The sequence below is a fragment of the Dyadobacter sp. genome (genome assembly GCF_039919315.1).
Classification (GTDB): domain Bacteria; phylum Bacteroidota; class Bacteroidia; order Cytophagales; family Spirosomataceae; genus Dyadobacter.
Genome location: NZ_JBDSFX010000091.1, coordinates 1 through 15,399, shown reverse-complemented (window position 1 = coordinate 15,399; position 15,399 = coordinate 1). Strand labels below are relative to the sequence as shown.

8 protein-coding genes are annotated in these 15,399 nt (G+C 47.2%); 7 read left to right on the top strand and 1 reads right to left on the bottom strand.

The window, feature by feature from the left end:
• Positions 1-126 precede the first annotated feature (126 nt).
• From ABIO93_RS26935 to ABIO93_RS26905, 7 genes are all read left to right on the top strand, one after another.
• Complete coding sequence (locus ABIO93_RS26935) at positions 127-774, top strand: response regulator transcription factor (RefSeq protein ID WP_348073112.1); 648 nt, start codon at positions 127-129, stop codon at positions 772-774.
• 29 nt (positions 775-803) lie between these two features.
• Positions 804-2,570 carry a sensor histidine kinase gene (locus ABIO93_RS26930; protein WP_348073111.1) on the top strand — a complete coding sequence of 589 codons (1,767 nt, stop codon included), beginning with the start codon at positions 804-806 and terminating at the stop codon, positions 2,568-2,570.
• A gap of 305 nt (positions 2,571-2,875) precedes the next feature.
• The gene (locus tag ABIO93_RS26925) at positions 2,876-5,938 is read left to right on the top strand and encodes a glycosyl hydrolase (protein WP_348073110.1); all 3,063 of its coding nucleotides are present in this window, start codon (positions 2,876-2,878) and stop codon (positions 5,936-5,938) included.
• A 22-nt stretch (positions 5,939-5,960) separates the two neighbouring features.
• Positions 5,961-9,143: a TonB-dependent receptor gene (locus tag ABIO93_RS26920; RefSeq protein ID WP_348073109.1), complete on the top strand. Its 3,183-nt coding sequence runs from the start codon at positions 5,961-5,963 to the stop codon at positions 9,141-9,143.
• Between the two features lie 26 nt (positions 9,144-9,169).
• Positions 9,170-10,699 (top strand): RagB/SusD family nutrient uptake outer membrane protein, encoded by a 1,530-nt coding sequence (locus tag ABIO93_RS26915; protein WP_348073108.1) that lies wholly within the window; start codon positions 9,170-9,172, stop codon positions 10,697-10,699.
• Between the two features lie 122 nt (positions 10,700-10,821).
• Positions 10,822-14,403 (top strand): VCBS repeat-containing protein, encoded by a 3,582-nt coding sequence (locus tag ABIO93_RS26910; protein WP_348073107.1) that lies wholly within the window; start codon positions 10,822-10,824, stop codon positions 14,401-14,403.
• 259 nt (positions 14,404-14,662) lie between these two features.
• Entirely contained in the window at positions 14,663-14,974 is a 312-nt protein-coding gene (locus ABIO93_RS26905; protein ID WP_348073106.1) for a helix-turn-helix transcriptional regulator, read from the top strand.
• Positions 14,975-15,032: 58 nt separating this feature from the next.
• Here ABIO93_RS26905 and ABIO93_RS26900 read toward each other — a convergent pair whose 3' ends face one another.
• Positions 15,033-15,269 (bottom strand): Txe/YoeB family addiction module toxin, encoded by a 237-nt coding sequence (locus ABIO93_RS26900; protein WP_348073105.1) that lies wholly within the window; start codon positions 15,267-15,269, stop codon positions 15,033-15,035.
• Positions 15,270-15,399: the final 130 nt, after the last annotated feature.

Below are 15,399 nucleotides of genomic sequence, written 5' to 3'. Positions count from 1 at the left end.
TAATGACATCCGATTCCTCCATAAGGTCCTTAGGGTTTTCCCTAAGATTTGTAAGGCGGGAAGTTATCGCTTTATGTTCACGGCTGATTCATCGTACTTTCGACAGATAGATATAAATTTATAAACATGATACGAGTCCTCATCGCTGATGACCATAATGTCTTTGTTGAAGGTATCGAGTCGCTTATTTCAGGATCACTGGACATTGAAGTGACTGAGCGCTGCTACACGGTAAAGTCAGTTATTGAGCGATTAACCCAGACCGCGATCGACGTCGTTTTACTTGATATTTCGTTTCCTTATATTGAAGATGGCCTCGGCCTTTGTGAGTATATAAGTCGTACATACCCGGAAACGAAAGTGATAGCACTGACGATGCACGACGATGCAAGTCTCATTAAGCGGGTCGTGAAAAAAGGGGCGAAAGGCTATTTGTTGAAGAATACTACGAAAATGGAGTTGCTACAGGCTATCCAGGCGGTTCACCACGAGAAGCAATATTTCAATGAATCGATCACGCAAATTCTGCTGAACGACAGCCCCAAGACCAGAAGGTCAACGGCCGGTATTGGCGCAAAACCGCACCTTAGCCCTCGCGAATCGGAAGTGCTGACCCGCATTGCGCAGGGATTGACAACGCAGCAGATGGCCACTCAGCTATTTGTGAGCGCCAAAGCAATCGAATTTCACCGAAGCAGTCTACTTATGAAGTTCGGTGTTCCTAACACAGCCCTACTGATCAAGACGGCTATGGAGATGCAAATGATTGATTAGTTCTATTTTGTCAATAATAGGTAATGCTCATGAAATCCTGTTCTCCTCGGTCTGGTTGGCGGATCATTTTTCTTTTATTAGTTATTCTAACTGGCGGGTTTCAACCTGTTAAGGCGGTATCGGACACGATGTCTGTTGATAGCTTAAAAAAACAGATTAAACTGTTGGTTCAGGATAAGCATTACAGTCAGGCTGCACAGGCCTACGATTCCTTGGGCAAGCTATACCATCGGCAGTACGGATACAATAAATACACGATGGACTCTTACTTCAGTAGCTTGAAATACTACAGTTTGATGGGCGACTCACTGGGGTATTTCAATCAGTACCTGGTGATAGGAGACTACTACGCCCAGGACTATTTCATGCACGCTTACGCCAAACAATATCTGAAAAAAGCCCAGCAATATTTCGAGCGAACCCATAACATGCCCAAAGTCATCGAGTGTCGATTAGGTTTGGACAATATCGCTCAAAATGTAGAACCTATGCCGCCCGGTTTGAAAACGCACCTGCGCGAAACCGAGCGGCTTAGCGTACAGTACAAACAGCCCTATTCTCAGGCGTATGCCCTTAATCTGCTGGCCAATGCGTACGCTCGCACCAAGCAGCCCGATTCTGCATACTATTTTGCAAGCCGAAGTCTGATCATATCAGATCGATTAAAAGTTAAGTGGTTAATTGCCTTGAATCACTTTTACCTGGGCCTTGTCGAGCAATTTAGACATAACAGTCTGGCTGCAATTGAAGCTTACCAGAAGAGCTACAACTTATCGAAGGCTGAAAATAGTCTGGGCATGATGCAGGAATTGTCGCGGCACACGGCAGATAGCTATTCCCGTATGGGCGACTATAAAAAGGCATACGATTGGTCTTTAAAAAGGCTCGATTTTACGGTTCAGTTTTACGCATCCGAACAAACAAAAAGTATTCGTCTGCAGGAACTGGATAGTCAGATCAAAACGCTGGCTGTTGAAAAACAACTGGTTGATGAAAAAAGTCGCAATCAGAACGTATTGAATTCTGCGCTGTTTATTGGCTTTATAATCAGTATTATAGGTGTGTTTACATTGGTATATCTAAGACGTCAGCAACAATTGATTGATCATCAACATACGGTCATTGCCCAGCAGCAGATCAGACAATTGGAGCTTAAATCACTGCGTGCCATGATCGAAGGTCAAGAAGGCGAACGGAGTAGGATCGCGCGTGATCTGCACGATGGTTTGGGAATCCAACTGTCTCGAATTAAATTATTCATTGAAGCGCATCAGGAAGAATTGCCTTTATCCGTCAAGGACCCCTTGAACCAGTTTCTGGATGAAGCCTGCACCGAAACCCGACTGATCTCAAATGATCTGCGCCCCTATGCGCTGTCAACCTTCGGCCTCGTTCCGGCGCTGGAAGACCTGGTGCAAAAACTAAATCTTGTTAATAAAACAAAGCTGATTTTAGATCATTACGGCGAGATGCCACCTTTGGGCGACGAAGCTGCCGTGATGATCTACCGGGTAGTGCAAGAGTTGCTCAATAACGCGCTCAAACACGCACACGCCCAGGTGGTGACGGTCCAGCTTATGGTCAATGAAGAAACAACCTTGATTAGTGTAGATGACGATGGCCTGGGGGCTGATTTCGATCATCTGCTATCAAAAGGAAATGGTATAGCTAACATTAAGTCCCGCATTGCCTATCTCGGCGGGCATGTCATGTGGCACGGTGAAGCCGGAAAAGGCACATCCGTTATGATTTCGTTACCCATGCAAAAGTTACAAAAAACGGAAGCGTTTGCCTGACAGAGGTTGCGCGGATTTAAACCTGCGCCATCATTGTCACTGCGAGAATCGATGGTGAATCCTTGCAATAAATCCGTCACCCTAAGTCGGAACGACATCCCGTAAAAATCATCTTTTTCAAGACTCAAAGAAGGAATTGAATGCTGCTTCCTTAGCTCGGGTTTACCCTAAGTTTTAAAAAAGTAGGGTTTTCCTTAATGCATCTCCATGCCGATCCGTCCTATTTTTGCTAAGTAAAATTCTATTTCGTCTATTCCTAACTTTTACCTCATAAGAGTATGCAAACACTTTTGCTAAATAATTTTATGTCAGCATTTCGAGCGTTGACAGCGACTATCGCTATTTGTCTTATTGCTTTACTAAGCATTAACACATCGGTATTTGGCGCTGATCCGATTAAACTGGAAGCCGAAGCCGCTCAGGGTGTGACCCTTAATGGTGTACAGATTGTGCAAGATCAACCCGGTTATTCCGGTACGGGCTATGCATGGGGGTTCGATGATGACAGCAACGGGGGCGATAACATGGTCTTCACGTTTTCAGCTCCCGCAGGAAGTTATCAGCTCACCATTGGGTATTACTCACCTTACGGCGATAAAAAGACCCGGGTGACGGTGAACGGTGCGAGCAGCGAACATGATTTAAAATTAACTGATACGAATTTTGGAGCTGCCGTGATTGGTTCGTTTCAACTGCTGAACGGACAGAACACAATTACGATTAATAAGAACTGGGGTTACTACGGCATCGACTTCATTGTGCTGACACCCGCATCGGTCAAGCCACCCACCGTCGTTCCGCTGGTCAATGGACGGGCCGAAGCCGAAGCTGGGGATCTGACGGGCGTGGATGTGTCAAGCACAAATGCCGGATTTTCGGGAACCGGCTACGTAACAGGCTTCGATAATGCGACGGATCAGGTAAGTATAACGGTCAACGCGACCGCGGGGCTATATGACTTTTCCATCGGCTACGCATCGCCCAATGGCGACAAAGGTGTTGACTTTCAGGTAAATGATGAAAAAGGAAGTAGTACTTTAAAACAAACACTTGGAGGATTTAGCAATTCAGGTGCCGGGAAATTTCTGTTGACCGCCGGACTAAATACCATCACCATTTACAGAGGTTGGGGATACTTCGATATCGACTACATTCAACTGACGCCAACAACGGCCTCCCTGCCCATTAAGCCTTCAAAAATGCTGGTCGATGCACAGGCTACCTTGTCAACGAAGGGATTGTTTTCGTATCTGGTCGATCAATACGGCAGTAAAGTACTTTCAGGCCAACAGGATGACGTCGAATATGTATTAGATAAAACGGGTAAGGAACCGGCTATTGGCTCGTTCGATCTGATCGACTATTCACCCAGCCGGGTTGAGTTTGGCACCACGCCCATACGTAGCAGCGAAGCCATTATCGACTGGGCCAAGAAAGGTGAAGGCCGTGGGATTATCAGTCTGATGTGGCACTGGAACGCGCCGACCGATCTGATCAATCAAGCACCCGATCAGCTTTGGTGGCGGGGATTTTATACCGAGGCGACGACTTTTGATCTGGCGGCTGCTTTGGCCGATAAAAACAGCACCCGTTACCAACTATTGCTCAGTGACATTGACGCGATTGCCCTGCAACTCAAAAAGTTTCAGGCGGCTGACGTACCAGTTCTCTGGCGCCCGCTGCACGAAGCCCCCGGCGGCTGGTTCTGGTGGGGAGCGAAAGGGGCAGGTCCGTTCAAGGAACTCTGGCAGTTGATGTACAATCGACTGACCAATTACCATCAGTTGCATAATTTGATCTGGGTATATACGGGCACAGATACAATCAACCCCGATTGGTACCCGGGCGATGAATACGTGGATATAGTTGGCGAAGATATTTATGCAGACCCTACAGCTAACCTAAGTGGCAACTGGGCGAATGCGCAAGGGCAGTTCAACGGCAAAAAGCTAGTGGCATTAACCGAAACGGGTAATTTGCCCAACCCCGACAAAGTTCGTGGATTTGCTACGTGGTGGTCCTGGTTTGCGGTATGGACCGGAGCGGATTATATCAAAAAACAGCCAATTGATCAGTTGATAGCGGTTTACACAGATAGCGACGTCATCACGCGGGATGAACTGCCGAACTGGCGGCCACCTGTTACGTTAAAAGTGCAGTACCAGGATGCCGACAAAGGCAATGTCAACAACAGCGCGATCAGGCCAAATTTGATGCTGGTTAATGAAGGATCAACGCCAGTTCCATATAGTGAGCTTACGGTTCGGTATTGGTTTTCGGCTGAAAATTACGCGGGTATCAATTCTTATATTGATTACGCACAACTCGGCGGCAATAAAATCAAAACCAGGTATGTTGCCCTGCCCAATCCACGTAACGGCGCTACCGGGTATCTCGAATACAGCTTTGATCCGTCGGCGGGTAATCTGGCGGTTGGCAATTCGGGCGTAATCCAATCACGGTTTGTCAACAGCGATTATACGAACCTGAGCGAGCAAGACGACTATTCATACCAGGCAGCAACGAATTTTACCCTCAACAACCACATCACATTATACCGAACTGGTTCTGACGGTGTGGCGCAGTTGATCTGGGGTATTGAGCCCGATGTGATTGAGTCGGTCGTGAAACTGAAAGCATTAACCCAGAACCGGAACAGTGCAACGAATAACAGCTCGATCAATACATTTATGAGTATTGTAAACGAGGGTAATGTGCCAGTTTCCTACGGTGATCTATCGGTTCGGTACTGGTTTACGGCCGAAGGGACACAGAACCTGAATTTTTTCACGGACTACGCCAAGCTGGGTAACGCCAACGTGACGGGTCAGTTTGTGCGGAACGTGGGTCGAAGCAATGGCGATTCCTATTTGCAACTGAATGTCAAGCCAACAGTGGGTATGCTATATCCGGCAAGCAATACCGGCAATATTCAGTATCGCATTGCCAAGGCAGACTGGTCTAAATTCAACGAGAGCAATGACTATTCATACAAGCCAGCGGCGGCCATGGATACCAATAGTCGCGTGACAATCTATTACAAAGGTCAATTGGTATTCGGGACCGAGCCGGCTGTGCTCAGTACCGCACGTATGGCAGCTGAGGAAGAAGCGAATGCTTTACAGGTTTCAGTGCTGGGAAATCCGGTAGTCGGAGAAAATGTCCAGGTGGACATTCGGGGTGCTGCGGGAGCTGCGGTGTGGATATCGCTAACCTCAGTAAATGGCGTGACTGTACTTGAAAAAAAGGTAGATCGGGCCGCTGGAATAGAGCGTCAGGTACTGCGTTTGGGCAAAAGCGCCGGCATCTATGTATTGCGTGTCAGTACGCAAAATGAGTCTTCAACCGTAAAAATCATCAAACCTTAATCAATAAATTCTAAATATAAATATGAAAGAAACTTTATTATTTGACAGAATCAATCAGTACAAAACGCTGATGTTAAGTACACTTTTTCTGGTTGTGCTAAGTGTCTGCTCAGCAGTTGCCCAGGAACGGAAGGTTACAGGTAAAATAACCGAGAGCCAGGGGGCCGGTGTAGTGCCCGGCACCAACATTACTGTTAAAGGCACCACTACAGGTACAACCTCAAACGCTGATGGTACGTATACGGTAACCGTTCGGGATAATACATCAACGCTGGTATTCAGTAGCGTCGGCTACACCAGTCAGGATATTGCTGTTGGTACGAAATCGGTCATTGATGTAGATTTGGTCCCGGACACTAAGGCCTTGAACGAAGTTGTCGTCGTTGGTTATGGTACGCAGCAGCGGAAAGACATTACCGGGGCCATCAGTTCAGTAAGTGCGGCACAGATTGAAAAAGTGCCGGTCACTACGCTGGATCAGGCGCTTCAGGGACGCTCGCCGGGAGTTCAGGTAACTAATAATGATGGTTCGCCGGGAGGTGGCGTTTCTGTTCAAATTCGCGGAACAGGTACGTTTGGCGACAACTCTCCTCTCTATGTTGTGGATGGCTATCCTATTTCCGGTGGCCTCAATACGTTGAACCCCAATGATATTGCATCAATGGAAATACTCAAAGATGCGTCGGCAACAGCCATTTATGGCAACCGGGCTTCCAACGGGGTCGTGATCGTGACGACTAAGCGTGGAAAGCAGGGCGCTTTACAGGTCTCCTTCGATGCGTACGGATCGGTGCAGGCGATTCCAGAATTATATAAAGTACTGAATGCACAGGATTTTGCTTCGTTTGCGACGGAGATCGCTGACAAGGAATCCTATCCAGTTTTACCAGAATGGCGCAATCCATCGACACTAAGAAACATCGACTGGCAGAAAGAAGTGTACCAAACGGGCTACCGGCAAAACTATAACTTAGCCTTGCGTGGTGGCAGTGACAAGGTGCAGACGTCGCTTTCGCTGGGCTATTTTGATCAGAAGGGGACGATTAAATTTTCGAATTTCAAGCGTTACAACGGTAGTCTGAACCTGGATTATACGCCCGCCAAATGGATCAAGGTTTCAACGAGTATGAAGTATACCCGCACGGGAGGCTTCGTCGGTTTTGGCTCGGGCCAGAATGGTGTTGGTAACCTGACCAAACTTGTACCAACACTGACGGGAAATCCGTTGACGGACCAGGTAAAGGATGCGAATGGGAATTACGGCTACTATACCAAAGGCGCCACGGCGGTTTCGGGAAGTACCAACGTCATTGCTGATCTGGAAACCACCGACCGTCAGCAGGAATCCAATAACCTGTTGACGACTACTTATCTGGAAATTACGCCTATAACTGGTTTGCGTCTGAAAACAAACTTTGGCTGGAACACCAGCGATGGATCGGGTTATTATTTCACGCCAACAAACGACCGCTTACTGACGCCGCCACTGGCCTTTTATTCTCAGAATGCCAGCAACACGGCGGAGTGGTTGTGGGAAAATACAATCGCTTATAACAAAACATTTGGCATTCATTCGATTGATTTTGTGGGTGGGGTATCTGCCCAGGAAAATAGGTATCGCCAGAGTGGTGCCAGTGGCTCCGGACTAATTAGCGACGAACTGCGCAATGTGGGGTCCATCCAAACCGTAACGCCGTATGGCAATCAGCAGACTTGGTCGCTGGCGTCCCAGTTTGGGCGTTTGACTTATAAGTTGCTTGATCGCTACATCATCACCGGTACTGTACGTCGGGATGGCTCGTCACGTTTTGGGCCTGGTAACAAATACGGCGTATTCCCGTCTGTGTCGGTAGCGTGGCGTCTGAAAGATGAACCTCTCCTGGCGTCAGTGAATGCGCTGAGCGACTTAAAGTTACGCGGTAGCTGGGGGAAAGCGGGTAACCAGAATATTGGGCTGTTTCAGTACCAGGGCATCTATAGTTCAGGGAGCAGCCGGATCGACAACCGAGGTTATGTATTTGGCCAATCGAAAACTTATTACGATGGCCTTGTCCTGAGTGCGTTACCTAATCCGAATTTAACATGGGAAAATCAAACTCAGTCGAACATTGGACTGGACGCGTCTTTCCTTAATGGCCGCATCAATTTCACGGCTGATTACTACGTGCGATCATCGAGCGGTTTCCTGCTGAACGTGAACGTACCTAGCCAAACTGGTTTTAGTACGGCCACGCGGAACGTTGGTAGCATTCGTAATAGTGGTCTGGAATTGGGGTTGGAATACCGCGAGTCTAGTAACGCTTTTAAATGGGGTGTCAGTGCAAACGTAACGACGGTTAGTAATAAGATTCTGAGCTTTGCCGACGGACTCACCTCAGTGGGTAACTTCTCCGATCTTGGGTTTCCGACCTTTGGCGGAAACCTGTGGACGACCTTTACCCAATCGCAGGTGGGGGGCCAAGTGGGTGCCTTCTACGGCTTCAAATCAGCGGGGATTTTTCAAGCTCAGGATGAAATCAATGCCCTCAACGCGGCCGCAGCTGCAAAAAACGGCGATGGTACATTTTATCAGGCATCATCAACCGCCCCTGGTGACCGGCGGTTTGTCGATATCAACGGGGATGATCGTATTACCGACGATGACCGGGTAATCATTGGCAGCCCGATACCGAAATTCTTTGGAGGTGTAAACTTCGATGGTTCATATGGACAGTTCGACGTGTCAATGTTCTGGTATGCATCTGTCGGGAATGACATTCTGAATTATGCGAAGCGGAATCTGCAAAGTCTGGCCACCAACGGCGGCGTGGGCGTAGAGAACGTCAGCGAAGAGTTTTATTTGAACCGCTGGACGGAGACCAATCCCTCAACTACCTACGCGCGTGCTGTCAGGGATGATAAAAGCGGTAACACGCGGGTGTCGGATGCCTACGTAGAGGACGGTTCTTTCCTGCGGTTGCGGAACCTGCAAATCGGCTACACACTGCCAGCTACATTGGTGCGAAAAATTACGTCCAGCCGGGTTCGGGTGTATGTAAGCGGGCAGAACCTGCTTACGTTCACCAAGTACACGGGCTTAGATCCTGAAATCGGGCAGGTTAGTGATCCGAACAATGGCAGCACGAGCGCGACAGTGAAAGGTGTTGATGTGGGAAATTACCCAACCTCACGCTTCTTTACACTAGGCCTGAATGTGCAGTTTTAATCAATATCAAAATACATAAACTGACTATGAAATTATATAAAACAATAGGTCTGCTCGGATTTCTGGCAGTGGTACTGTTGCCGATAAGCTGTAAGGAATCGTTCCTGGAACAGAAAAATACGCAAGGCATCACGGAAGACGCGCTGTTTAAAAAGCCTGCAGACGGCATTGCCCTGGTGACGGGTATTTATGATACGTTCCATGATGTCGATTTTACGCTGAAAGCATTGTGGTACCAGGCTAATTTCCTATCGCAGGATTTCAAAAACTTTGGAGCCGATACGTTTTTTGAAACCTATGAAGTGCCCACCGGTTTTGACGCGCTCAATATTTTCTGGTCGAGAGCATATCAGGGCGTTGCGCGCGCTAACTCGGCCATCCCGATTATTGAAACTATGAAAACCAACAATGTAATTTCGGACACGCTGGCCAATCGGTTAACGGGTGAGACGTTGTTTTTGAGAGGTGTTTTTTACTATTACCTGGCATCCAATTTCGGGGGTGTTCCTTTGGAATTGCAGACCGTAACAGACGATGGCCGTCATCCCCGCAATACGCAGGATGAAGTGTTTACCGCTGTTGCCGCTGATATGCAAGCAGCCGCTGACTTATTGCCCTGGCAGCAGGATCTGGCCGTGGCTGATATTGGCCGGGCTACCAAAGGAGCAGCCTTGGCTTACCTTGGTGATGCGCAGATGTGGTTGAAGAAATATGCCGAGGCGGCCGCAACTTACGAGCAGCTAACCAGTAAATACCAGTTGGAAGATAAGTTCATCAACATTCATGAGTTCAATAATCAAAACGGGAAAGAGTCCATTTTTGAGATTCAGTACATTGATGGCACCGATATGTCGTGGGGCCATGCGAACGACTCTCACTGGCTGGCAACCTTCGGGATGCCAGAAGAAGTGTCACAATTTGGATACTCTTTCGCAGATAAGAAGCTGTATGATTCATTTGAAGCGGGTGATACCCGGAAATTACCAACCGTCCTTGGCCCCGGCGATGTTCACCCCAGCCCGGCAATCAAGATAAGTGATTACCCGCTGGTGAAGCAAAACTACCCTGGCTTGAACACATTGGGAACTGTAGCGAAACCATGGAAAGGATCTGACGGATTGCGGTCGGGGTACTATGGCGTGAAAACCTGGCGAGACCCTGCTGCGACGGGGAATTCAGGAAATCCGGCTTATATCTTCAGCGGTCAAAACCTGATTCTGATGCGTTACGGCCAAGTGCTGCTGAGTAAAGCCGAAGCCCTATTTAAAAGCGGTAATTCTGCTGGTGCATTGGCCATCATTAACGGACAAATCCGGAAACGCGCTGGTCTTGGTGCAGCCGCCGGAACTGACGTAATGAAAATTCTGCTGGAAGAGTACCGGCATGAGCTGGCGGGCGAATTCTCGCTCTGGTTTTTACTACGCCGGTCGGGCGAGCAAGCAAACTACGTAAAGGTGCGGTATGGTATTACGGTGCCCCCCGGAAAAGACTTGATGCCTATCCCGCAACGACAAATTGCCACCAACCAAGAGCTGGTGCAAAACCCGGGATATTGATCCAATATGTCCTTTGATTTAACCCACTTTCCAGGAGCTAATGCTTTCGGGAAGTGGGACTTTTATCAATTATAGGATGGTTGGTCACGGATGTTATAATTCGGTGTTGAATTTACAGAGGCATGAAATTTCACTACGTTCTTTATTTGGTATTTGTTCTGGCATCCTGCAAAGACGACACGTTATTTGAGGCCATTTCATCGTCAAAGTCGGGCATTGAATTTAACAATCTGATTGCTGAAAATGACTCGGTTAACGCACTGGATATGGTCAATATTTATAACGGCGGGGGCGTGGGAATCGGAGATTTTAATAAAGATGGTTGGCCGGATATTTACTTCGTTGGCAACCGTGTTTCGAGTCGGTTGTACCTGAATAATGGGGCGCAGGGAGCAACGTTTGAATTTAGTGACGTGACCGAAAAGGCGGGGGTAGATGGCAAAGGGCGATGGGGGAGAGGGGTGGCTATTGTCGATATCAACAATGACGGGTGGGATGATATTTATATCTGTAATACGCTTTCAAAAGACTCGCTGCGGCGTCGTAACATACTGTATGTTAATCAAAAAGAAACAAACGATGGCGTGCCAATTTTTAAAGAGCTGGCCGCTGAATATGGTTTAGATATCCATGTGCAATCAACGATGGCGAACTTTTTTGATTATGACAATGATGGCGATCTGGATATGTACCTCACGGTTAATGAAGCTTCGCCAGAACAAAATCCGAATCAATTTGGATTAATCCGTTTTGAAGGCCGACGTAGTACGGGACGTTTATTTCGTAACGATTGGAATGCGACGCTTAAACATGGCCGGTATAGCGACGTATCGTCGCAGTCCGGCATGTCTCTGGATGGCTTCGGGCACACGGCTACGTTGGTTGATCTGAATCAGGATGGATGGAAAGATATATCTGTGGCCAATGATTTTCTGTCCAGCAATATCCTCTACATCAACAACCAGAACGGCAGTTTTACCGACCGCTCCCGGGAGTATTTCAAACACACGTCGCTCAATGCGATGGGGCAGGATATTGGGGACATCAATAACGATGGCTTTGCCGATCTGGTGGAGCTGGACATGAATCCGGAAGATAATTACCGGAAGAAAATGATGATGATGGCTAACAACTACGCTAGTTATCTCAACTTTGATCATTACGGTTACCAGTACCAATACGTTCGAAACACATTGCAGCTCAATCAGGGGCCGCGCGTTGGGCCGAAGGATTCTATTGGTAGTCCAGCCTTTAGTGAAATCAGTTTTATGAGCGGCATAGCCCAAACCGATTGGAGCTGGACGCCCTTGCTAACTGATTTTAATAATGACGGTTTCCGGGACTTGATCGTCACCAACGGCTATCCGAAAGACGTTACAGATCATGATTTCATCGCTTATCGGGATCAGCCCGTCGAAACGACCACAAAGGCGAAGATTTTAGCCCAGATCCCGGTCGTCAAGATTCACAATTACGCCTATCAGAATACGGGTGACCTGACCTTCCGGGATGTTACGTCGGATTGGGGCTTTGACCAGCCGACGTTTTCAAATGGCGCGGTTTACGCTGATTTGGATAACGATGGCGCATTGGACATCGTCATCAACAACATCAATGACAAAGCGCTGATTTATAAGAACAACGCCCGCGAACGGGATAAAGAAAACGCGCATTATCTGCAACTGACAATGATGGGCGATAGCATGAATGTTGCTGGGTTGGGTACGTTTGTATCCATTTACTACGCCGGCAACAAACAGCAGGTTTATGAACATACGCCCTATCGTGGCTACCTGTCCACAAACCAGTTGATTGCTCATTTCGGTTTGGGCAACATTGTGAAGCTTGACTCTGTCGTCATTAAATGGCCAAACGGGAAAAAGCAGGTTCTGCAAAATGTCAAAGCCGATCAGCGATTGACTGTGTACAGTAAAAATGCGTCCGTAAACTATGATTGGTCAAAGCTAAAACTAGCGGCTAATGCGCTGTTCACCGATGTAACAAAAGAAATCGGTTTAACATACCGACACAAAGAATTTGATTTCATCGACTTTAATATTCAAAAACTACTGCCGCATAAATTATCCGAATATAGCCCGGGTCTGGCAGTTGGCGATGTTGATGGCAATGGAACGGATGATCTGGTAATCGGAGGGAATGCGCACGATCCCGCCCAACTTTTTTTACAGCAACGGAATGGAAAATTCTCGCAGCGAAATGTTGTGCCCGAGCAAGCTATTGAGGGAGATTACAAAGACGAAGGTATCCTGCTCTTTGATGCCAATGGTGATTCGGCGTTGGATCTGTACATGGCAAGAGGTGGCTATAAAAATGCAATCAAAACGCCTGGTTATCAGGACAAACTGTATATCAACGATGGCAAAGGGAATTTCGCAGAAACCTCGAATGCCTTACCGGCCAATCTGACCAGCAAATTCTGTGTCCGGGCCGTCGATTTCAACCGAGATGGGAAATTGGATCTGTTTGTTTCAGGTCGGGTCGAACCCTGGCATTATCCCAAACCCGTCTCCAGCGTTATTCTTCGAAACGACAGCCAGGATGGATATATCAAATTTACCGACGTTACCAAAGACGTAGCGCCCAATCTGGCGAATATTGGTCTGGTTTGCGACGCCTTGATCACTGATTTTGATAATGATACCTGGCCCGATTTGATTTTGGTCGGCGAATGGATGCCAATTACATTTTTAAAGAATAAGAATGGTCGATTCAATTCCATCACCGAAACAACCGGCGTTGGCGACAAACCCGGCTGGTGGAATAGTATTGTCGCAGGTGATTTTCGGCACACGGGCCGGATGGATTACATTGTAGGCAATGCAGGCCTTAACACATTGTTTCAGGCGAGTGAACAGTACCCGGTGTACATCACGGCCAAAGATTTTGACAATAGCGGTAACTATTCTGCTATTCCGTCGCTCTTCTTGCCAGATCAGAATGGTGAGCCCAAGGAATTTCCCATGCATGGTCGGGAGGATTTGATCAAGCAAATGAACAGTTTCAAAAAGAAGTACGGCAACTTCAAATCTTTCGCTGGTGCCACCATGGAGGAGCTGCTCTCCGTCGACCAACGCAAAGGGGCCATTCGCCTGAAAGCGAACATGCTGCAATCCTGTTTTCTGCAAAATGAAGGCAATGGAAAATTCACTCTGATTCCTCTTCCGAAACAGGCACAAATATCTATCCTGAACGGCATGGTCGTCGATGATTATGACGGAGACGGAAATCTGGACGTAGCCATAACGGGCAACGATTACGGCACCGATGTTTCGATAGGCCGGTATGATGCGCTAAACGGGTTGGTATTACTGGGCGACGGGCATGGCAATTTCAATCCTCAGTCGATTCTACAAAGCGGCCTTTACATTCCGGGTAACGGCAAAGCATTGGTCAAATTACGAAGTAGCAATGGGCGCTACATGCTGATTGCCAGCCAGAATCGAGATGTAGTAAAGGCATTCGAATTGAAACGTAATGTCAACAACATGCTCTTAAAACCCACGGATATGAGCGCCCGGGTGCATTATATAAACGGAAAAATCCTGAAACATGAATTTACCTATGGATCCTCATTTCTTTCGCAATCCGGCCGTTTTCTCACGATTGACAAAGACGTAACTAATGTCGTAATCACAGACTATAAAGGTCAGCAACGGCAGGTGACAGACTATCACCCTAAATAGCGGCATTTTTATCTTGGCAAGTATGTCAGAAATCAGGTTATAATCTTATTATTAGCAAAATTTTGCTAGCTTTGAAAATTAGTACTTGTCCATCTGTACACACATTAGCGAGCTGCAAAACGTGCGGCAGGATCCATGAAGATTGTTGAGCTTACACGCGTTGTTGCCGAGACGCTTTGGGCGGCGCGGTTTGTAGGAAATGAAGCAAACGAATTTGACCGCACATAGAAGATTGGGGATACATTGATTTTGAATGACTATGCAAACGAGAGAAGATATATTGCAAAAATTGGAGTCAGTCACAGCTGCTGAATCCAGCCAATGGAAAGAGCGCGCAGCCCGCAAAGCCGAAAATTCCAAAGCACTTGAAAAGTCAAGGATTATTGCGATTAATATATTAGCCCAATTGCGCAAACTTGGAATGAGTCAAAAGGATTTGGCGGAGAAATTGCAGGTGACGCCTCAGACTGTGAATTCCTGGGTGAAAGGGAATAGTAATTTTACGATTGAGACGATTGTGCGGATTGAGGAGGTGCTAGGAATTGAGTTGATTGGGGTTAGAGTGGGGTGACTCATTGCGATCCAACTACTTATCGTCATAATGACCTTTGCGGCAATCACAAAAACAGTTACAGTTTGTTCAATGATCTGGTAAACAAGGCGATGCTTCTATCAATGCGCCGCGACCATAGTCCGGAAAGATTATTTTTGAGTTGCTCCGGCTTGCCAATTCCGCTGTAAGGATTTTCACCAAGCTCCTCAAAAATGCGTTCAATGCGTTTAATGAGTGACTTGCCGCCCGATTTATGTAAAAATGAAAGGTCCTTTTTTGCTCTATCAGAGAAAGTTACAGAATATCTGCCCATATATTTTTAAGATCGCGAATGGAAGTCACTCTTCCAGCCTTCACGTCTTCAATACCTTCTTTAATGGCATTTAACACTTGTGGGTCCGAAAAAAAGACATCAGTTTCAGTACTTTCATCAATTGGCGTGA